19 protein-coding genes and 1 pseudogene are annotated in these 18,346 nt (G+C 67.7%); 14 read left to right on the top strand and 6 right to left on the bottom strand.

The features are described from left to right. Positions 1-138 precede the first annotated feature (138 nt). The 4 genes from NX02_RS06355 (at position 139) to NX02_RS06340 (ending at position 4,256) form a co-directional block, all read left to right on the top strand. Positions 139-657 carry a porin family protein gene (locus NX02_RS06355; RefSeq protein ID WP_025291359.1) on the top strand — a complete coding sequence of 173 codons (519 nt, stop codon included), beginning with the start codon at positions 139-141 and terminating at the stop codon, positions 655-657. A 139-nt stretch (positions 658-796) separates the two neighbouring features. Beyond that, complete coding sequence (locus NX02_RS06350) at positions 797-2,464, top strand: thiamine pyrophosphate-binding protein (protein ID WP_025291358.1); 1,668 nt, start codon at positions 797-799, stop codon at positions 2,462-2,464. A gap of 15 nt (positions 2,465-2,479) precedes the next feature. Then, positions 2,480-2,884, top strand: a complete 405-nt coding sequence (locus tag NX02_RS06345) for an SGNH/GDSL hydrolase family protein (RefSeq protein WP_025291357.1) — start codon at positions 2,480-2,482, stop codon at positions 2,882-2,884. Positions 2,885-2,942: 58 nt separating this feature from the next. Further along, positions 2,943-4,256 (top strand): dicarboxylate/amino acid:cation symporter, encoded by a 1,314-nt coding sequence (locus tag NX02_RS06340; protein WP_025291356.1) that lies wholly within the window; start codon positions 2,943-2,945, stop codon positions 4,254-4,256. Positions 4,257-4,524: 268 nt separating this feature from the next. Here NX02_RS06340 and NX02_RS06335 read toward each other — a convergent pair whose 3' ends face one another. From NX02_RS06335 to thiS, 3 genes are all read right to left on the bottom strand, one after another. Next, complete coding sequence (locus NX02_RS06335) at positions 4,525-4,707, bottom strand: CsbD family protein (RefSeq protein ID WP_025291355.1); 183 nt, start codon at positions 4,705-4,707, stop codon at positions 4,525-4,527. Between the two features lie 74 nt (positions 4,708-4,781). Next, positions 4,782-5,606: an alpha/beta hydrolase gene (locus NX02_RS06330; RefSeq protein WP_025291354.1), complete on the bottom strand. Its 825-nt coding sequence runs from the start codon at positions 5,604-5,606 to the stop codon at positions 4,782-4,784. Beyond that, positions 5,606-6,610, bottom strand: a complete 1,005-nt coding sequence (gene thiS / locus NX02_RS06325) for a sulfur carrier protein ThiS (protein ID WP_084717634.1) — start codon at positions 6,608-6,610, stop codon at positions 5,606-5,608. The genes NX02_RS06330 and thiS overlap by 1 nt, the downstream gene beginning before the upstream one ends. Before the next feature lie 96 nt (positions 6,611-6,706). Here thiS and aroQ point away from each other — a divergent pair, with 96 nt between their 5' ends. The 7 genes from aroQ (at position 6,707) to aat (ending at position 11,754) form a co-directional block, all read left to right on the top strand. After that, the gene (aroQ, locus tag NX02_RS06320) at positions 6,707-7,162 is read left to right on the top strand and encodes a type II 3-dehydroquinate dehydratase (protein WP_039997185.1); all 456 of its coding nucleotides are present in this window, start codon (positions 6,707-6,709) and stop codon (positions 7,160-7,162) included. Positions 7,163-7,198: 36 nt separating this feature from the next. Further along, positions 7,199-7,669 carry an acetyl-CoA carboxylase biotin carboxyl carrier protein gene (accB, locus tag NX02_RS06315; RefSeq protein WP_025291351.1) on the top strand — a complete coding sequence of 157 codons (471 nt, stop codon included), beginning with the start codon at positions 7,199-7,201 and terminating at the stop codon, positions 7,667-7,669. A gap of 9 nt (positions 7,670-7,678) precedes the next feature. Next, a complete protein-coding gene (accC, locus tag NX02_RS06310; RefSeq protein WP_025291350.1) occupies positions 7,679-9,031 on the top strand; it encodes an acetyl-CoA carboxylase biotin carboxylase subunit in 1,353 nt (450 codons plus the stop codon). Beyond that, on the top strand, positions 9,028-9,372 hold the full coding sequence (locus NX02_RS06305; protein WP_025291349.1) for an arsenate reductase family protein: 345 nt from the start codon (positions 9,028-9,030) through the stop codon (positions 9,370-9,372). Before accC ends, NX02_RS06305 begins: the two co-directional genes overlap by 4 nt. A 437-nt stretch (positions 9,373-9,809) precedes the next feature. Next, positions 9,810-10,547 carry a ParA family protein gene (locus tag NX02_RS06300; protein WP_025291348.1) on the top strand — a complete coding sequence of 246 codons (738 nt, stop codon included), beginning with the start codon at positions 9,810-9,812 and terminating at the stop codon, positions 10,545-10,547. Then, complete coding sequence (locus NX02_RS06295; RefSeq protein WP_025291347.1) at positions 10,544-10,921, top strand: winged helix-turn-helix domain-containing protein; 378 nt, start codon at positions 10,544-10,546, stop codon at positions 10,919-10,921. Before NX02_RS06300 ends, NX02_RS06295 begins: the two co-directional genes overlap by 4 nt. A 98-nt stretch (positions 10,922-11,019) precedes the next feature. Further along, positions 11,020-11,754: a leucyl/phenylalanyl-tRNA--protein transferase gene (gene aat, locus NX02_RS06290; RefSeq protein ID WP_025291346.1), complete on the top strand. Its 735-nt coding sequence runs from the start codon at positions 11,020-11,022 to the stop codon at positions 11,752-11,754. 35 nt (positions 11,755-11,789) lie between these two features. On the opposite strand, the pseudogene NX02_RS34010 reads toward aat, so the two are convergent. After that, a pseudogene (locus tag NX02_RS34010) lies at positions 11,790-12,023 on the bottom strand (DUF2155 domain-containing protein); the annotation flags it as partial. Between the two features lie 221 nt (positions 12,024-12,244). Beyond that, positions 12,245-12,643 carry an NADH:ubiquinone oxidoreductase subunit NDUFA12 gene (locus tag NX02_RS06280; RefSeq protein WP_025291344.1) on the bottom strand — a complete coding sequence of 133 codons (399 nt, stop codon included), beginning with the start codon at positions 12,641-12,643 and terminating at the stop codon, positions 12,245-12,247. Positions 12,644-12,810: 167 nt separating this feature from the next. On the opposite strand from NX02_RS06280, the gene NX02_RS06275 reads away from it, so the two are divergent. The 3 genes from NX02_RS06275 (at position 12,811) to NX02_RS06265 (ending at position 17,457) form a co-directional block, all read left to right on the top strand. After that, positions 12,811-15,111, top strand: a complete 2,301-nt coding sequence (locus NX02_RS06275) for a TonB-dependent siderophore receptor (RefSeq protein WP_025291343.1) — start codon at positions 12,811-12,813, stop codon at positions 15,109-15,111. A 621-nt stretch (positions 15,112-15,732) separates the two neighbouring features. Continuing rightward, positions 15,733-16,803 carry an alpha/beta hydrolase gene (locus NX02_RS06270; RefSeq protein ID WP_025291342.1) on the top strand — a complete coding sequence of 357 codons (1,071 nt, stop codon included), beginning with the start codon at positions 15,733-15,735 and terminating at the stop codon, positions 16,801-16,803. Positions 16,804-16,824: 21 nt separating this feature from the next. Continuing rightward, on the top strand, positions 16,825-17,457 hold the full coding sequence (locus NX02_RS06265) for an NAD(P)H-binding protein (protein ID WP_025291341.1): 633 nt from the start codon (positions 16,825-16,827) through the stop codon (positions 17,455-17,457). A gap of 84 nt (positions 17,458-17,541) precedes the next feature. Here NX02_RS06265 and NX02_RS31340 read toward each other — a convergent pair whose 3' ends face one another. Continuing rightward, positions 17,542-18,342: a DNA adenine methylase gene (locus tag NX02_RS31340; protein ID WP_084717633.1), complete on the bottom strand. Its 801-nt coding sequence runs from the start codon at positions 18,340-18,342 to the stop codon at positions 17,542-17,544. Positions 18,343-18,346 lie beyond the last annotated feature (4 nt).

Genomic DNA, 18,346 nt, shown 5'->3' with positions numbered 1-18,346 from the left:
ACTGTTGCCGATGCGCAACAAGCCGCTGAAAATGACAGTTCAGTGACATTCGTCACTTGCGATGCCGCAGCGCAGCGCTATCTCGCCACCGCCACCAAGGCACATAAAAATACCAGCAAATCTACCGCAGGGCTTATCATGAAGAAGTTTCTTATTGCGTCCGTTGCAGTTTTCGGCCTCGCAACGCCGGCTTTCGCGCAGGACGATACTGCCGTCAGCGGCTTTCGTCTTGAGGCTGTTGCCGGAATCGACAATGTCGACATCGAAGGCGAAGGCGATACCGGCTTTGCTTACGGCATTGCCGCCGGTTATGACTTTGCGACGGGCAGCAACATCCTCGTCGGCGCAGATGCCGAAGTGACCTTCGCGACGACCGAGAAATATGATGTCGGCGCCGGGCGTGACCTCTATGTCGGCGGCCGCATCGGCACCCAGGTCGGCAGCGGCGTCCTGCTCTATGCCAAGGCCGGCTACACCAACGCCCGCATCGACGTCGATGGCGGCGGCGACTTCAACGTCGACGGCGTGCGCGTCGGCGCCGGCCTCGAAGCGCCGCTCACCGATCGCTTCTTCGTCAAGGCAGAGTATCGCTACAGCAATTATGAACTCGGCATCGAGCGCCACCAGGGCCTCGCCGGGGTCGGCGTTCGCTTCTGAACGCACACGCTTCGCGTATCTGTAAAAAGGGGGCGGTGCCGCAGGGCGCCGCCCTTTTTGGTTCGAGCCGTTGCCCTGCGTCGTCCATCACCCGTCCGATGGGCTCGACTTGCGGTGCCGAGCGGCTAGACCTTCGCACATGACCCAGACTCGCACCGGTGGCCGCATCCTCGTCGACCAGCTCCTGATCCAGGGCTGCGATCGCATCTTCACCGTCCCCGGGGAGAGCTTTCTCGCCGTGCTGGACGCGCTGCACGACAGCCCCGAAATCCAGCAGGTCGTCTGCCGTCAGGAGGGCGGCGTCGGCTTCATGGCGGCCGCGGACGGCATGATGACCGGGCGCCCCGGCATCGCCTTCGTCACCCGCGGGCCGGGTGCCACCAACGCCTCGATCGGCGTGCATGTCGCGCAGCAGGATTCGGTGCCGATGATCCTGTTCATCGGCGACGTCGCGCGCGGCGACCGCGACCGCGAGGGCTTTCAGGAAGTCGACTTTACCGCGATGTTCGCGCCGCTCGCCAAATGGGCGACGCGGATCGACGATGCCGCGCGCATCCCCGAATATGTCGCGCGCGCCTATGCCGTCGCGATGTCCGGCCGCCCCGGCCCGGTGGTGATCGCGCTGCCCGAGGACATGCTGGCCGACGCCGTCGTCGCGCTCGACCGCCCGCGCGTGGCGCCGGCGGTGCAGCCCGCCTGCTCCGGCGCGATGGGCACCGTGTTCGATATCCTGCGCGACGCCGCGGCGCCGGTCGCGATCGTCGGCGGCGCTGGGTGGGACGATGCCGCCGCGGACCGGTTCGCCGCCTTCGCCGAGCGTATCGGCCTGCCCGTCGCCGTCGCGTTCCGCCGCCAGGATGCGATCGGCAACGCCAGCCCGGTCTATGCCGGCAATCTCGGCTATGGCCCCAACCCCAGGCTGGCGCAGCGCGTTCGCGATGCCGACGTGCTGCTGGTGGTGGGCGCGCGGCTGGGCGAGGCGACGACCGACGGCTACACGCTGATCACGCCGGACCATCCCGGCCAGATCCTGATCCACGTCCACCCCGACCCCAACGAGCTGGGCCGCGTCTATCGCACCGACCTGTCGGTCTGCGCCGAGCCGCGCGAGTTCGCCGAGCTCGCCGCCCTGTGGGAGGATGACATCCTCCCCTTCGCGGACGGCGCCGCGGCGCATGAGGAGTTCCTCGCCTGGTCGACGCCGGTGCCCACCGGCGCCACGCTCGACCTCGGCCAGTGCGTCGCGACGATGCGCGAAACGCTGCCGGCGGACAGCGTGATCTGCAACGGCGCCGGCAATTTCTCCGCCTGGTGGCACCGTTTCTGGCATTATGGCCCCCGCCCCTCCCAGCTTGCCCCCACCTGCGGCGCGATGGGCTTCGGCACGCCGGCCGCCGTCGCGGCGGCGCTGCGCATGCCGGAACGGCAGGCGATCGTGCTCGCCGGCGACGGCGATTTCCTGATGAACGGGCAGGAACTGGCGACCGCGGTGCGCTATGGCTGCCCGCTGCTGGTGCTGGTGATCGACAATGGCAGCTACGGCACCATCCGCATGCATCAGGAGCGCGAATATCCCGCGCGGGTCTCGGGCACCGACCTCGTCAATCCGGACTTCGCGGCGCTCGGCCGCGCCTATGGCGCCTGGGCGGAAACGGTGGAGACCACCGAACAGTTCGCCCCCGCGCTGGAACGCGCGATGGCGCAGGCGGGGGTCAAGCTGCTGCACCTCAAGACCGATGTCGAGCTGATCTCCCCGGCGACGACGATCGCCAAGCTGCGCGCCGCCGCCGAGGCGAAGCACGGCTGAGAACGGGGCCGCGCGATGCTCGAATGCCTGATCCTGGGGGACAGCATCGCGCGCGGCACGGGCCGGGCGGTCAACGCGCTCTATGATCCGGGGTGCGACGTCCAGGCCGAGCAGTCGGCGTCCACCGAGCGCATCCTGGCCTGGCAGAAGCCGGCCAAATATTATGGCACGATCATCGTCGCGGTCGGATCGAACGATGCGGCGGGGCGTCGCCTCTCGGACCGGCTGGCGCGGCTGCGGCGGGGCCTCGCCACGCGCAAGGTGGTGTGGCTGCTGCCCTATGCGCGGCCGCAGGCCTATGCGGTCCGCTCGATCGCCGTCCGCTATGGCGACCGCGTGATCGACCTCGCGACATTCCGCTCGCGCGACCGCGTCCATCCCGCCAGCTACGGCGACATCGCCAACGCCCTGTTCGAATGACGCGTACCCATGTCCGCCCGCGCGGCGTTGGACAAGGCATCCGCAGCGGAAGGATGTCATGAGCGAAGCGATCGCCGAGACGGAAGCACAACCCGGCAAGCCCCGCCGCTCCCGCCTTCACTGGCGCATGGCCGCGGGTTTCGCCATCGGCACCGCCTGCGGCCTCGCCGCGCATGTGCTTGGTGAGGACGCCGCCTGGCTGAAGATCGTTACCGACTATGTGACGGGGCCGATCGGCCAGCTTTTCCTGCGGCTGCTGTTCATGCTCGTCATCCCGCTGCTGTTCTCGGCGCTGGTGCTGGGGGTCGCCAGCATGGGCGAGATCCGGTCGCTGAAACGGATCGGCGTCAACACGCTGGTGCTGACCGTGATCGTCTCGTCGATCGCGGTCGCCGTCAGCCTCGCGCTGGTCAACTGGGTGCAGCCCGGCCGCGTGCTCGATCAGGGGTTCGCGCAGGAACTGCTCGCCCGTTCGTCGGGCACCGCGAAGACGCTGCTCGAACGCAGCCCGGAGAGCAAGACCGGCATCGATGCGCTGCTGGCGATCGTGCCGGCGAATCCGGTCGCGGCGATGGCCGAGAACGACATCCTCGCGGTGATGTTCTTCGCGCTGGCGATCGGCATCGGCCTGCTGCTGGTCCGGCAGGACGAGACCACCATATTCCGGCAGGGGATCGAGGGGCTGTTCGCCGTTTCGATGAAACTGATCGGCCTCGTCATCAAGCTCGCGCCGGTGGCGGTGTTCTGCTTCATGTTCAACCTGACCGCGCTGTTCGGCTGGGAATTGCTGCTCGGCCTTTCCGCCTATGTCGGCGTCGTCATCGGCGCGCTGGGGATCCAGACCTTCATCGTCTTCCCGATCCTGCTGCTGCTGCTCGCGCGCCGCAACCCGCTGACCTTCTTCGGCGACGTGCAGGAAGCCGGGCTGATGGCCTTCTCGACCGCCTCGTCCAACGCGACCCTGCCGACCGCGCTGCGCATCGCCGACGAGAATCTGCACCTGCCGCCGCGCGTCGCACGCTTCGTGCTGACGATCGGCGCGACCGCGAACCAGAATGGCACCGCGATGTTCGAGGGGGTGACGGTGATCTTCCTCGCCCAATTCTTCGGCGTCGACCTCAGCCTCAGCCAGCAGGTGATGGTGATGGGCGTGTGTATCCTCGGCGGCATCGGCACCGCCGGCGTGCCGGCGGGATCGCTGCCGGTGGTCGCGATGATCCTCGGCATGGTCGGCGTGCCGCCGGCGGGGATCGGGCTGGTGCTTGGCGTCGACCGCTTCCTCGACATGTGCCGGACGGCGCTCAACGTGGTCGGCGATCTGGTGCTGGCGACGATCGTCGCGCATCGGGAACCGGCGGGGGCGGCGGGGTGAGTTCCGAGGGGGTCTCGGTTCTCGGCTGCGCTCGAACCACCCCTCGACGTCGCTCGGGGCGAACGGAGGATTGTTAAACCATAAGGAGCACCTGGTTCCGGAAGGATGACTCTCATCCCCCCGTTCGCCCCGAGCGAAGTCGAGGGGGAGCGTCGAGCGAAGCCGAGACGCGGTGGACAAGCTCCGCCCCCCATCAAAGAAAAAGGCCGCCCGGCTTACGCCGCGGCGACCTTTTCGGATCGGCGTGGGCCGACCGCGTCGATATCGGTCAGATGTCGTCGCCGAGGGCGCCCTTCACCTTGCCGGCGAATTGCTGGCCCTTGCCCTTCACTTCCTGCGCGGCGCCTTCGTCGGCGAGGCGCTCGTCGCGCCGTTCCTTGCCAACGGCCTGCTTGGCCTTGCCGACGGCTTCGTTGACATTGCCTTTGATCTTGTCGACCAGTTCACCCATGGGAATGTACCTCCTCGATCCGGCGCCACAGCGCCGGGATTGGCGCGGCGGCTAAGTCTCGGGGAAAGAACGGCTCAGCGGCGAGCCGGTTCCGGTTTGGCGGCGTCTTCTTCCTCTTCCTCGGGCAGCGGCGGGACGATGCGGTCGAGGAATTCGTCGACGCTCTTCCAATTGTCGGCCGCGCCCTCGGGGTTGCGCGCCATGATCAATGTCGAGGATCCGTGGATGCCGGTCTTGCGCGGCGTCGCGTAGACCTTGTCCTTCGAGGGCGAGGCCGCAAGGATCGCCTTGGCGCCGCGCGCCTCCTCGGGCGTCTTCTCGGCGGTGACGTAGATCGGCACGTCGACCTTGCCGGCCGCGGTGGCGACCGACGTGCCGCCCTCGCGATACTCGCCGGGCGAGAAGGCGAGCACCGCGGCGATTTCGCCCGGATGGTCGGCGGCCAGCTCGAACACCATGCCGGCGCTATAGCTGCTGCCCCACAGGATGATCGGCAGTTTCTCCCCCCTGGCCCAGGCGAACGCGGCATCCAGGTCGGGCCGCGCGGCGGCATAGTCGGTGCTGCGGCCCAGCGCCTGCACCGTCTCGTTGATGCCGAACAGGTTGCCGCCGGAACGCTGGTCGATCGCCAGCGCGTTGAAGCCGCGATCGATCAGCTTCGCGGCGATCTCGTTATACTCGGCCTTGCTCGATCCCGCCTGGTGGAACAGCAGCACCACCCCGCGCGGCCGCGACGTCCGGTAATCGAGGCCGTGGACGATCACGCCATCGTCGGCCCGGATCAGCACCGGCTCGACGAAATGCGCGCCGATGATGCGGCGCGCGGTTTCCTGCGGCTGCGGATCGTCGCACGCGGTCGCGAGCAGCAGCAGCGCCAGCGCGAGCCGGCGGAGGCGCATCAGATCAGGCCTGCGAGCGGGCTCGACGGATCGGCGTAGCGCCGCTTGCCCATCCGGCCGGCGCGGTAGGAAAGCCGCCCGGCCTCCACCGCCGCCTTCATCGCCGCCGCCATCATGATCGGATCCTGCGCTTCGGCGATCGCGGTGTTCATCAGCACGCCGTCACAGCCCAGTTCCATCGCCACCGCCGCGTCGGATGCCTGGCCGACGCCGGCATCGACCAGCACCGGCACCTTTGCGCCCTCGACGATCAGCCTGATCGTGACGAGGTTCTGGATGCCGAGGCCGGAGCCGATCGGCGCGCCCAGCGGCATGATCGCGACCGCGCCGGCATCCTCCAGCCGCTTGGCGGCGATCGGATCGTCGACGCAATAGACCATCGGCTTGAAGCCTTCCCTGGCCAGTATCTCGGTGGCGCGCAGCGTTTCGACCATGTCGGGATAGAGCGTGCGCGCCTCGCCGAGCACTTCCAGCTTCACCAGATCCCAGCCCCCGGCCTCGCGCGCCAGCCGCAAGGTCCGCACCGCCTCGTCGCCGGTGAAGCAGCCGGCGGTATTGGGCAGGTAGGTGATCTTCCGGGGATCGATATAATCGGTCAGCATCGGCGCCTTGGGATCGCTGACGTTGACCCGGCGCACCGCGACCGTGACGATCTCGGCGCCCGACGCCTCGACCGCGGCGGCGTTCTGCGCGAAGTCCTTGTATTTGCCGGTGCCGACGATCAGCCGCGAGCGGAAGCTGTGGCCGGCGACCGACCAGCGATCCTCGTCCACCGCCGCGCCATGATCGCCGCCGCCGACGAAGTGGACGATCTCCAGCGAATCGCCGTCCGCCACCGGCACGGCGCCCAGCGTCGAGCGCGGCACGACCTCGAGGTTGCGCTCGACCGCGATCTTCGCCGGATCGAAACCGAGTTCGGCCGCGAGCGCGGCGAGCGAAATGCCGCCCGCTACGCGGCGCTGCTCGCCGTTCAGGGTGATCGATACGGTGTCGGCGCTGGGCATTGATCCTTCACTCCGTGCGCGAAACATTTGGGGAAAAGCGTTGCCGCGCATATAGGGACCGCATCCGTGCGACCGCAACCGAAAGGCTCGATGCCCTTGTCTGATCCGTCGGCGACCCAGAATTCCACCATCTACGTGCTGAACGGCCCCAATCTCAACCTGCTGGGGCTGCGCGAACCGGACATCTACGGCCACGACACGCTGGACGATATCGCCGGCCGGCTGGAAGACCGTGGCCGCGAACTCGGCATCGAGATCGACATGCGCCAGTCCAACCATGAGGGCCATCTGATCGACTGGCTGCACGAAGCCGGTGCGCGGGGCGCCAGGGCGGTCATCCTCAACCCCGGCGGCTACACGCACACCTCGATCGCGTTGCACGATGCGATCAAGAGCATCGCCGTGCCGGTGATCGAGGTGCATCTTTCCAATCCGCACGCGCGCGAATCCTTCCGTCATGTCAGCTTCGTCGGCCGCGCCGCGAAGGGGACGATCGCGGGGTTCGGCGCGCTTTCCTATCTGCTTGCGCTGGACGCGGCGGCGAGTCTCTGACATGGCGCGCCGCTTATCCGAACAACCGAGGGTCGAATGAGCCAGGAAAACAGTGGAGCCATGCAGGTTGATGCGGCGCTTGTGCGCCAGCTCGCCGAGCTGCTCGACCAGACGCAGTTGACCGAGATCGAGGTCCAGGACGGCGAGCGCAAGATCCGTGTCGCCCGTACCGTAAACGTCACCGCCGCCGCGGTTCCGCACTATGCGCCGTCCGCGCCCGCAGCGCCGGCGGCAACCGCTGCTGCCGCGGCCCCGGCATCCCCGGCCGAACATCCCGGCACGGTGAAGTCGCCGATGGTCGGCACCGCCTATCTGGCGGCCGAGCCGGGTGCGGCGCCGTTCATCGCGGTCGGCACCAAGGTCACCGCCGGCCAGACGCTGCTGATCGTCGAGGCGATGAAGGTGATGAACCCGATCCAGAGCCCGCGCGCCGGCACCGTGACCGCGGTGTTCGTCGATAACGGCCAGCCGGTCGAATTCGACCAGCCGCTCGTCGTGGTCGAGTAAGCGGGCGCCATGACGATCCAGAAGATCCTCATCGCCAACCGCGGTGAGATCGCGTTGCGAATCCACCGCGCCGCGCACGAGATGGGCATCCGCACCGTCGCCGTGCATTCGACCGCCGATGCGGACGCGATGCACGTGCGGCTGGCGGACGAGGCGATCTGCATCGGCCCCCCGCCCGCCGGCGAATCCTATCTGAACATCCCGAACATCATCTCGGCCGCCGAGATCAGCCAGGCGGATGCGATCCATCCGGGCTATGGCTTCCTCAGCGAGAATGCGCGCTTCGCGGAGATCGTGGAGCAGCACCAGATCATCTGGATCGGGCCCAAGCCCGAGCATATCCGCACGATGGGCGACAAGGTGGAGGCCAAGCGCTCCGCCGGCGCGCTCGGCCTGCCGCTGGTTCCGGGGTCGGACGGCGCGATCGGCGACCTCGCCGAAGCCAAGGCGCTCGCCCGCGAGATCGGCTATCCGGTGCTGATCAAGGCGGCGTCGGGCGGTGGCGGCCGCGGCATGAAGGTGGTGCAGAGCGAGGACCAGCTCGAAACGCAGATGGCGCAGGCCGGCAGCGAGGCGAAGGCGGCGTTCGGCGATGCCACCGTCTACATGGAAAAATATCTCGGCAACCCGCGCCACATCGAGTTCCAGATCTTCGGTGACGGCAAGGGCAACGCCATCCATCTCGGCGAGCGCGACTGTTCGCTGCAGCGCCGCCACCAGAAGGTGCTCGAGGAAGCCCCCTCGCCCGTCATCTCGGCCGAGGTGCGCGAGGAAATGGGCGGGCTCGTCGCCCGGGCGATGGCCGACATGGGCTATCGCGGCGCCGGCACGATCGAGTTCCTCTACGAGGACGGCAAATTCTACTTCATCGAGATGAACACCCGCCTGCAGGTGGAGCATCCGGTGACCGAGGCGATCACCGGCCTCGATCTCGTCCGCGAACAGATCCGCATCGCCGAGGGCCATCCGCTGACCTTGCGTCAGGAAGATGTGGTGTTCCGCGGCCATGCGATCGAATGCCGCATCAATGCCGAGGATCCGCGCACCTTCGCGCCCTCGCCGGGCACGGTGACCAACTATCATGCCCCGGGCGGCATGAATGTGCGCGTCGATAGCGGCCTCTACGCCGGCTACCGCATCCCGCCCTATTACGACTCGATGATCGCCAAGCTGATCGTCTACGGCACGACGCGCCAGGGCGCGCTGCGCCGCCTGCGCCGCGCGCTGGAGGAGTTCGTGATCGACGGCGTGAAGACGACGATCCCGCTGCACCAGAAGCTGCTCGACGCGCCCGATTTCCAGTCGGGCGACTATACGATCAAGTGGCTGGAGGAATGGCTGCAGGCCGAGGGCGGCGAATGAAGGCCACGATCTGGCACAACCCGAATTGCTCGACGTCGCGCAAGGCGCTCGACATCCTCAAGGCCACCGCGGGCGTCGAGGTCGAGGTGATCCAGTATCTCAAGACGCCGCCGACCGCCGATAAGCTGGCGCAGCTCTATCGCGACGCCGGCATGGCCCCGCGCGACGGGCTGCGCATGCGCAACACCGACGCGGCGGACCGCGGGCTGACCAGCGCCGACGACGCCAGGGTGCTGGCCGCGATGGTGGCGGAACCGGTGCTGATCGAACGCCCGCTGGTGGAGACGGAGAAGGGCGTGCGGCTGTGCCGGCCGGTGGACAAGATCCACGAGATCCTCTGAGGGGCACGCCCTCCTCGAAGAACGCAAGCGATGAGCTTAAATCAGAACCGTTCGCCCTGAGTAGCCATTGAGCTTGTCGAATTGGCATATCGAAGGGCCGGCTCCGCGCCTGGCCCTTCGATACGGGCCTTCGCCGGGCTCAGTCCCTACTCAGGACGAACGGGTCTTATATGAGGCTCTAAGCTTCAACACCGCCCCCTCACCCCTTGCCGCCCCCTTTCCGTTCGCCCCGAGCGAAGTCGAGGGGGCCGTCGAGCGAAGCCGAGACGGCGGGTTGGGCCACACTCCGAGCGTGTCCCGGTTCTCGGCTGCGCTCGAACCACCCCTCGACTTCGCTCGGGGCGAACGGAAGGGTGGATATTGGCGCTCCCGCCTTGCCTCCCCCCTCCCTCCCGCGATAGCCTTGGCATCCACGAAACGACAAGGGCAGAGGATCATTGGCAACCATCGCGGTCTACAGTCTCAAGGGCGGTGTCGGCAAAACCACGCTCGCGGTGAATCTCGCCTGGTCCTCGGCCACCCAGTCCGCGCGCCGCACATTGCTGTGGGATCTCGATCCGCAGGGCGGCGCCAGCTTCCTGCTCGCTGACGGCAAGACGCCCAAGGCGCAGGCGCAATCGGTCTTCTCCAGGGATGTCGAGCCGGAAAAGCTGATCCGGCCGACCGCGATCCCGCGGCTCGACCTGCTCGCCGCCGACATCTCGCTGCGCGGGCTCGACCTGCTGTTCCACGACATGGGCAAGAAGAAGCGGCTGACCAAGCTGCTCGAAACGCTGCACAAGGATTATGACCGCATCATCCTCGATTGCCCGCCGGGGCTGACCGAAACCAGCGAGCAGGTGATGCGCGCGGCGGACATCATCCTGGCGCCCGTCATCCCCTCCCCGCTCTCGCGGCGGACGCTCGACGACGTCGTCGCCTATCTCAACCAGCAGAGCGGCCGCATGCCGCCGATCCAGCCGATCTACGCGATGGTCGACAAGCGCCGGACCCTGCATCGCGAGGCGCTGGCGGAGAATCCGGGCTGGCCGGCGATCCCCTATGCCAGCGCGGTCGAGCAGATGGCGATCGAGCGCGCGCCGGTGGCGACCTTCGCCGCCAAGAGCCCGGCGGCGCTCGCTTTCTCCACCCTGTGGCGCGGCGTCGAGAAGCGGCTCGCGCAAGCCGCCGCATGATCCTCGGCAACCTCAAGGTGAAGGCGCAGCTCGTCTGCGGCGACGAGTTCGCGATCGGGCCGGGCAAGGCCGTGCTGCTCGAGGCGATCGACGGCGAGGGCTCGATCTCGGGTGCCGGCCGCAGGCTGGGGATGAGCTACCGGCGGACGTGGCTGCTGGTCGACTCGATGAACCGCTGCTTCACCGAAAAGCTGGTCGAGACGCTGTCGGGCGGCGGGCGGGAGCGCGGCGCGCGGCTGACCGACGAGGGCCGCCGTGCGCTTGCCGCCTATCGCATGATGGAAGCGGAGATGATGCGCGCCGCCGACGGCCCCGCGCTCGCCGAACTGCGCGCGATGCTGCGCGCGGAGCCGCTGCCGCCGCACGGCGACTGAAGGTCGCGGCGCGATGCCGCCTGCCCATGCCGCGGCGCGCGCAAGCGGCCTTTCTTGATTGATCCCCGTCGCGCGCCGACGCATGATCGCGGGCACCGATGCTTTCGCTCGACGTCAACCTGCTGCTTCGTGCCTATGCGGCCGGCGTGTTCCCGATGTCGGACAGCCGGGACGCGGGCGAAGTGTTCTGGGTGGAGCCGCACCGCCGCGGCATTCTGCCGCTCGACGGATTCCACCTCTCGCGCTCGCTGGCCAAGACGATCCGGTCCGGGCGGTTCGTGGTGACGGTGGATACCGCCTTTGCGGAGGTGATCGCCGCCTGTGCGGAGGCGCGGCCGGACCGGCCCAAGACGTGGATCAACCGCCAGATCGAGGATGCCTGCCTGACCCTGCACCGGCGCGGCCATGCCCACTCGGTGGAGGCGTGGCTCGACGGGCGGCTGGCGGGCGGGCTCTATGGCATCGCGCTGGGCGGCGCCTTTTTCGGCGAGAGCATGTTCAGCCGCGCGCGGGACGCCTCGAAGGTCGCGCTCGCGCACCTCGTCGCGCGGCTGCGCGCGGGCGGCTTCACGCTGCTCGACTGCCAGTTCATCACCGATCACCTCGCCAGCCTGGGCGCGATCGAGGTGACGCGGGAGACCTATGTGTCGTTGCTCGATTCGGCGCTGGGCGGGGGTGCCGGCGACGGCTCGGCGGCGGGTGCCGCAGGTGCGGCGGCGGCCGTGCCCGACTTCTTCGCGCTCGAGGCGCTGCCCGATCCCTCGCGGACCACCAGCGTGTCCGGCCCCGCCTCGGGGAAGCTCATCGTGCAGCTCTTGGACCAGACATCGTAGATCGGGTGCTGGACCATGTTGAGCGACGGCGATTCCTTGTAGAGCCAGCCCGAGAAGACGCGGCGCCACTTTTCGTCGCTGCCATGGACGTCGAGCTGGACGAAGGCGCCGGTCAGCTGCTCGGGCTCCCACGGCGCGGTCTTCTCGCACGCGCGCAGGCGGATCACCGCATCGCCGATCCGCACTGCCTGGCCCGGCTTGAGCTTGACCTCGCGCGACAGGCCGTTGCGCTTGTTGAGGAAGCCGATCACCGCCTCGCGCTGCGCCATCGGCGTCGCCTGCGGCGCCCTGGAATCGCCGGCCTTCGGCGTTTCCTTGACCTCGATCACGGTCGGCGGCGCGGTGACGGACGCATTGCCGGCGGCTACGGCGTCGTCCGCCGCGGTCGAGCCCGCAGCGGCGCCATTATCGTCCTGGAGCGCTACCGCGCCTTGCCAGGCAGCGATGCCCAGCCCGGCGGCCGCGGCTGCGATGGCGACGCGGCGCACGATCAGGCGTCGGGCGTCCATGCCTCATAGTCCCCCGTCGCAGCGGCGCGACGATCCCCCGCACCGAACGCGCCGGCGGGGCGGTAGGCGGCGACGGAACCGGTGAGGTTCGCCGTGGCGGGCTTCTCGAACGCGCGGCGCGGCGGCAGCGCCTGTTCCGGCACGTCATCATGGGTGTTGTGCAGCCAGCCATGCCATTCGGGCGGCACGCGGCTGGCGTCGTTCGCGCCGGCATACATCACCCAGCGGCGGCGGTTGCCGATCGGACCGGGCTTGCTCGCCTCGAAATAGACATTGCCCAGCGCATCCTCACCGACCCGCGAGCCGGTCATCCGCGTGTTGAGCCAGGTGCCGAAGGTGGCGCCGTTCCACCAGGTGAAGATGTTAGCCAATATGCCCATGCGCCGCGCTTACCCGCAGGCGAAAGGGCGCGCAACCGGAACTGCATGATTCGATCGCCCCCCCCCGCGTCACGACGGCACGGCAAGCTATGCGCGATGGCCATTGCAACCCCATCGCCGCCGCACTAACGGGTATTGCGAGTCTTTAGCAATAAAATGGGGCAAATATGACTGGATCAACGGGATGCCGGCGGCTGCCGGCGCGGCTGTCGCGTCGTGCGCTGGCGATGGCGCTGGCCGCCCTCCCCCTCTCCGCCCCCGCGCTCGCCGCGGACGCGCCGGCGGACGGGGACGCGGCGGGGCGGGACGCCGCGATCGTCGTCACCGGCGTCAAGGAACGCGGCACCGGCACCGGCACCAAGACCGATACGCCGCTGATCGAGACCCCCCAGAGCATCACCGTGATCGACAGCCGCGAGATGGAGCTGCGCAACGTCCAGTCGATCAACCAGGCGGTCGGCTATGTCGCCGGTGTCGCCGCGAACCAGCGCGGCGGCATGGTCACGCGCTACGACCAGCTCATCCTGCGCGGCTTCGCGCCGGGCGTCTATCTGGATGGCATGCGGCTGATCGCCGGCCCCTATTCCACCCCGCAGATCGATTTCAACCGCATCGACCGGCTGGACATCGTCAAGGGCCCCGCATCGGTGCTCTACGGCAATTCCACGCCGGGCGGGCTCGTCAACCTCTCCAGCAAGCTGCCCGAGGCGGAGGCGTTCGGCCGGATCGAGCTCCAGGCGGGCAATTTCGACGCGCTGCGCGCGGTGGCGGACGTCAACCAGCCGCTCGACGGCGACGGCCGCCTGCTCGCCCGCGTCGTCGGCGGCTGGCAGAAGGCGGACGGGCTGACCGAGGGCACGTTCAGCGAACGCTGGCACATCAGCCCCTCGCTCACCTTCGCACCGGGGCCGGACACCAGCCTGACATTGCTCGCGACCTACCAGCGCTCGCCTTCGGGCGGCGGCTATTCGGGGGTGCCCGCGTTCGGATCGGTGCTACCCAATCCGTTCGGTGAATTGCCGCGCGACATCAACACCGGCGATCCCGGCTATGAGCGCTACGACCACAAGGCGAAGTCGATCGCGGCCTTCTTCCGCCACGATTTCAACCAGCATCTCACCTTCCGCAGCAATTTCCGCTTCCAGAACAACAGGCTGTCCTACCGCCAGCTCTATGTCGGCGGCTTCGCGACGACCGGCACCGGCGCCAGCCGCAACAGCGACTATTCGACGATCATCCGCGGCGGCGGCGGCGCCGACGAGGATTTCGACACGCTGACGCTCGACAATCATCTCAACGCCAGGTTCGAGACCGGCCCGCTCAGGCACAATCTGCTCGCCGGCATCGATTATCAGAACATCGTCGGTGAGAATGTGCAGCAGTTCAACACCGGGCAGACCGGCAACCCGCTGACCAGCATCCCCAATCTCAGCCTGTTCGCGCCCACCTATGGCGGCACCTTGCCCAGCACCGACCTGACCGTGCTGAGCGCCGGCTACGTCAACAATGATCAGAAGCGCGATCAGGTGGGCGTCTATCTGCAGGATCAGGTCGCGATCGGCCGCCTCCAGCTCATCGCCAGCGGCCGTTACGACTGGTACGACCAGACCACCGTCAACAAGCGCAACGACACCGCCGCGCAGCTCAGCCAGGGCGCGTTCACGATGCGGCTGGGCGGGCTTTACGAGACCGCGATCGGCCTCGCCCCCTATGTCAGCTACGCCGAATCTTTCGAGCCGCAGGCGGGCGCGACCTTCGACGGCACGCCCTTCGATCCGGTGACCGGCCGCCAATATGAAGCCGGCCTCAAATTCCAGCCGCGCGGGCTGAACGCGCTGTTCACCGCCTCGGTCTACGACCTGCGCCGCCAGAAGGTGCCGGTGGGCGATCCCAACGCCGGCAGCGGCGGCATCCCCGCCAATGCGCAGATCCAGATCGGCGAGGTGCGCGTGCGCGGCGTCGAGATCGAGGGCCGCGGTGAAATCACGACCGGCGTCGATGTGATCGTCGCGGGCAGCTATACCGACGCGATCATCACCCGGGGCACCCCCGCCGCGGGCATCACCCCCACCACCACCGGCACCCGCCAGCTCGGCACGCCCGAATGGGCCGCCTCCGGCTTCCTCTCCTGGGATCTCGGCAAGGGCGATCGCATCGCCGGGCCGCTCGGCGGCCTGCGCCTGGGCGCCGGCGCGCGCTATGTAGGCGGGTCCGACGGCACGACCACCTATGCGGTGGTCAACGGCGCCGCCACCTTCACCCGCTTCCACACCGACGGCTTCATCCTCGTCGACGCGCTGCTCGGCTATGATCTCGGCCGCGCCACCCCCGCGCTCGCCGGCTTCGACCTCGCGGTCAACGCCGCCAACCTGTTCGACAAGACGCATATCAGCGCCTGCCCGTTCAACAACAGCTGCTATTTCGGCGCCGCACGCACGGTGATCGGATCGCTGCGCTACCGCTGGTAGGGCGGGGATTAACGAAAGAATACCCCCTCCCCTTCAGGGGAGGGGAAGGGGTGGGGAAGCGGCGGCGGGGGCTCAATGCCCCCGGCGACGCTGTTTCCGGCGTTGCCGGAAGCTCGCTGCGCTCGCCTCCACCCCAACCCCTCCTCTAAAGAGGCTACAGGATTCACACTTCGTAGATGGATTGAGAGGGGCTGCCGCCGCGCCCCCTCGCCCCTACGGGGCGTGCGTCGGTTCTGACGGGTGTGGAATGCCCCCGGCATTCCACAGATCATGCCGGGGGCATGATCGACCCATCATAACCGCCGCACGGGACGGGGAGAGGGGGAAGTCGCGCTCCGCGTAAAGGTTCGGAGGGCTTGGCACTGCTGCCCGGTTGGCCCATTTTTAGAGCGAACCCGTCAGGCCTTTACGCTTGGCGCGACTGCCCCTCTCCCTGGTCCGCTACGCGGACCTTTCCCTCTCCCCATAGGGGCGAGGGCAAAAAGCGACCGCAATCGAGATGTGTGAATGTCGTAGCCTCTAAAGAGGAGGGGGAAGATTGGCCCCAAACCCATGGCGCCCCACCCCGATTTACCGGATACTCACCCCCGACTCGCCCGCACCTTCCGCAAGGCGCCCGCCATGAGCCGACGAACGCCGATCCTCGTCTTCGCCCTGCTCCTGATGTCGCTCTGCGGCAGCGCGATGGCCGCGGCGCCGAGCCGGGTGGAGGCCGCGCAGCTCGCATCGCGCAGCTTCGCCGGCAGCCGGATCGGCATATCGCCCACCCGCCGCATCAACATCTATCTGCCCGCGGGCTATGATGGCGGCACGCAGCGCCTGCCCGTCCTCTATTTCCTCTCCAACTTCTTCGAGGACGAGACCGCCCCCTTCGCCGCGCACGACGCCAAAGCGCTGCTGGATACGGCGATCGCCGATGGCGTGATCGGCCCGGTCATCCTCGTCACCGCGGACTTCACCACCCCGCTCGGCGGCGGCTGGTACGTCAATTCCGCGGCGACCGGGAACTGGGAGGATTTCATGGTCCGCGAGCTGGTGCCCTTCATCGACGCCCGCTACCGCACGCTCGCCGGCCGCGACGCGCGCGGCATCGCCGGAGACCGGATGGGCGGCCATGGCGCGATCCGCTTCGGCATGCGCCATCCGGACGTCTTCGGCGCCGTCTATGCGCTGCACCCGATCGGCGCCGGCCCCGGCGTCCAGACGATGTCGTCGCGGCCGGACTGGACGCTGCTCCAGACCGCGCGCACGATCGACGACCTCAAGGCGCATGGCTATGCGCAGATCTTCGCCTCGATCTATCAGGCGCACCTCCCCAACCCGGCGCGCGCGCCCCTATTCTTCGATCCGCCGGCGCGGCGCGAGGGCGAGAGGCTGCTGATCGACCCGGCGCTGACCGAGCGGCTCGCCGCCAGCTTCTTCCTCGATCGGCAGGTCGGCCGCTACGCCGCCAATCTGCGGCGGCTGAACGGGCTGAAGCTCGATTGGGGCCGCAACGATCCGGTGACCGACCATATCGTCTCGCTCCAGGTCTTCACCCACCTGCTCGACGAGTTCGGCGTGCCCTATGAGGCGGAGGAATATCATGGCGGCTGGGGCGATCGCACCTGGGGCCCCACCGGCCGGATCGTCACCGACATGCTGCCCTTCTTCCGCACCCACCTGCGCGTCGCGCCCGCCGATGCGCGCTGACCCCCGGCGGGCGGCGCAGGCATGACCCGCATCCTCATCGCCGGCGCGACCGGCCTCGTCGGCCGGCAGGCGCTCACGCTGGCGCTGGCGGACGCGCGGGTGACGCAGGTCGTCGCCCCCACCCGCCGCCCGCTGGAGCCGCACCCGAAGCTGCTCAACCCCGTCGTCGACTTCGCCCGCCTCGCCGCCGACGCGCCCTGGTGGGCGGTGGACGGCGCGATCTGTGCGCTGGGCACCACCCGCGCCACCGCCGGCTCCGCCGCCGCCTTCCGCAAGGTCGACCTCGACCATGCCCGCGCCATCGCCGGCACCGTCCGCCGCCACGGCGCCACGCGCTTCGCGCTGGTCTCGTCGGCCGGCGCCAACCCGCGCTCGCGCTTCCTCTATTTGCGCACCAAGGGCGAACTCGAACAGGCCCTCCGCAACCTCGCCTTCCCCGCGCTGACGATCCTGCGCCCCGGCTTCCTCGGCGGCCACCGCGAAGAGGTGCGGACGGGCGAGCGGGTGATGGGCGCGCTGCTGGGCGCCCTCGCTCCGGTGCTGCCGCGACGGATGCGGATCAGCCGGTCGGAGCGGGTGGCGGAGGTGTTGGTGGAGGCTGCGGTGGCGGGGGCGCCGGGGGTGGAGGTTTTGGAGGCGGGGGAGTTTGTGTAGGAGATGGGGGATTCCGGCACCGGAAGCGGGGCGAAGGCAATAAACGTATAGTAAAACGCCCCTTTCCAATCATTCATTGCAAGATCAAAGATTAGCTATGAACATCGCCTCGGTCGTTGGCCCTCTTCCCGTCGCAAGTCCCGATAACACACTGCTGCGGGACAGCCTGCGATATATGAAATTACCAGCATAAAGTTCACGTAGGCTCTCGTGATCGGCATTGGTAACTACGACGGACACCCCGCGCGCGGCAGCGGCAGTGACCGCAGCATAAAGTCGCACTTGGTCCAACCAAGTGAATATTTTCTCATTGTATTTGACAAAACCATTCATATTATGACGCACCGTATAGGGAGGGTCAACGAATAGAAAATCACCAGCAACAGTTTGCGATATTGTTTCCTCAAAATCGCATTGCCTGATATCAGCATTTTGAAGATTACGAGCAATACTCAAGAAATCGTCTGCCTCTAAGACGACTGCCGTCTTTGTGCCAATCGGCACATTAAATTCACCCTTGCGATTGACCCGATAAAGCCCGTTCCAGCATGTTCGGTTGAGATAAAGTGTCCTCGCCGCTCGTTCAACAAGCGAGTCCGGCACGACTGCACGCGTAGCATAATAATGCTCAGGACAGTGCCGGGCCTGATGACCTTCCAACCGCTCGCGAAGCGCATCAGGTGCGTCCCGCACGACGCGATATAGATCGATCAGTTCGCCGTTTATATCTGAAAGCAGCGCAACCTCAGGCTGCAGCTTGAAAAATACAGCACCGCCGCCGAGGAAGGGTTCAACATATCTATCGAAATGTTGTGGCGCCGGCAGCCCCCCCGAGGACGTCAGCCACCGTTTTCCGCCGGCCCATTTGAGAAATGGCTCAATCATAGCG

Origin of the sequence: Sphingomonas sanxanigenens DSM 19645 = NX02, from assembly GCF_000512205.2 — a bacterium.
GTDB classification, from domain to species: domain Bacteria; phylum Pseudomonadota; class Alphaproteobacteria; order Sphingomonadales; family Sphingomonadaceae; genus Sphingomonas_D; species Sphingomonas_D sanxanigenens.
The sequence above is the reverse complement of the archived record's forward strand: the minus strand, read 5'-3'. Positions and strand labels throughout refer to the sequence as shown.

Bases quoted from the DNA above. Each gene is read 5' to 3' on its own strand.
- NX02_RS06355 (WP_025291359.1), top strand. From the start codon at position 139: ATGAAGAAGTTTCTTATTGCGTCCGTTGCAGTTTTCGGCCTCGCAACG.
- NX02_RS06350 (WP_025291358.1), top strand. From the start codon at position 797: ATGACCCAGACTCGCACCGGTGGCCGCATCCTCGTCGACCAGCTCCTG.
- NX02_RS06345 (WP_025291357.1), top strand. From the start codon at position 2,480: ATGCTCGAATGCCTGATCCTGGGGGACAGCATCGCGCGCGGCACGGGC.
- NX02_RS06340 (WP_025291356.1), top strand. From the start codon at position 2,943: ATGAGCGAAGCGATCGCCGAGACGGAAGCACAACCCGGCAAGCCCCGC.
- NX02_RS06335 (WP_025291355.1), bottom strand. From the start codon at position 4,707: ATGGGTGAACTGGTCGACAAGATCAAAGGCAATGTCAACGAAGCCGTC.
- NX02_RS06330 (WP_025291354.1), bottom strand. From the start codon at position 5,606: ATGCGCCTCCGCCGGCTCGCGCTGGCGCTGCTGCTGCTCGCGACCGCG.
- thiS (WP_084717634.1), bottom strand. From the start codon at position 6,610: ATGCCCAGCGCCGACACCGTATCGATCACCCTGAACGGCGAGCAGCGC.
- accB (WP_025291351.1), top strand. From the start codon at position 7,199: ATGAGCCAGGAAAACAGTGGAGCCATGCAGGTTGATGCGGCGCTTGTG.
- accC (WP_025291350.1), top strand. From the start codon at position 7,679: ATGACGATCCAGAAGATCCTCATCGCCAACCGCGGTGAGATCGCGTTG.
- NX02_RS06305 (WP_025291349.1), top strand. From the start codon at position 9,028: ATGAAGGCCACGATCTGGCACAACCCGAATTGCTCGACGTCGCGCAAG.
- NX02_RS06295 (WP_025291347.1), top strand. From the start codon at position 10,544: ATGATCCTCGGCAACCTCAAGGTGAAGGCGCAGCTCGTCTGCGGCGAC.
- aat (WP_025291346.1), top strand. From the start codon at position 11,020: ATGCTTTCGCTCGACGTCAACCTGCTGCTTCGTGCCTATGCGGCCGGC.
- NX02_RS06280 (WP_025291344.1), bottom strand. From the start codon at position 12,643: ATGGGCATATTGGCTAACATCTTCACCTGGTGGAACGGCGCCACCTTC.
- NX02_RS06275 (WP_025291343.1), top strand. From the start codon at position 12,811: ATGACTGGATCAACGGGATGCCGGCGGCTGCCGGCGCGGCTGTCGCGT.
- NX02_RS06270 (WP_025291342.1), top strand. From the start codon at position 15,733: ATGAGCCGACGAACGCCGATCCTCGTCTTCGCCCTGCTCCTGATGTCG.
- NX02_RS06265 (WP_025291341.1), top strand. From the start codon at position 16,825: ATGACCCGCATCCTCATCGCCGGCGCGACCGGCCTCGTCGGCCGGCAG.
- NX02_RS31340 (WP_084717633.1), bottom strand. From the start codon at position 18,342: ATGATTGAGCCATTTCTCAAATGGGCCGGCGGAAAACGGTGGCTGACG.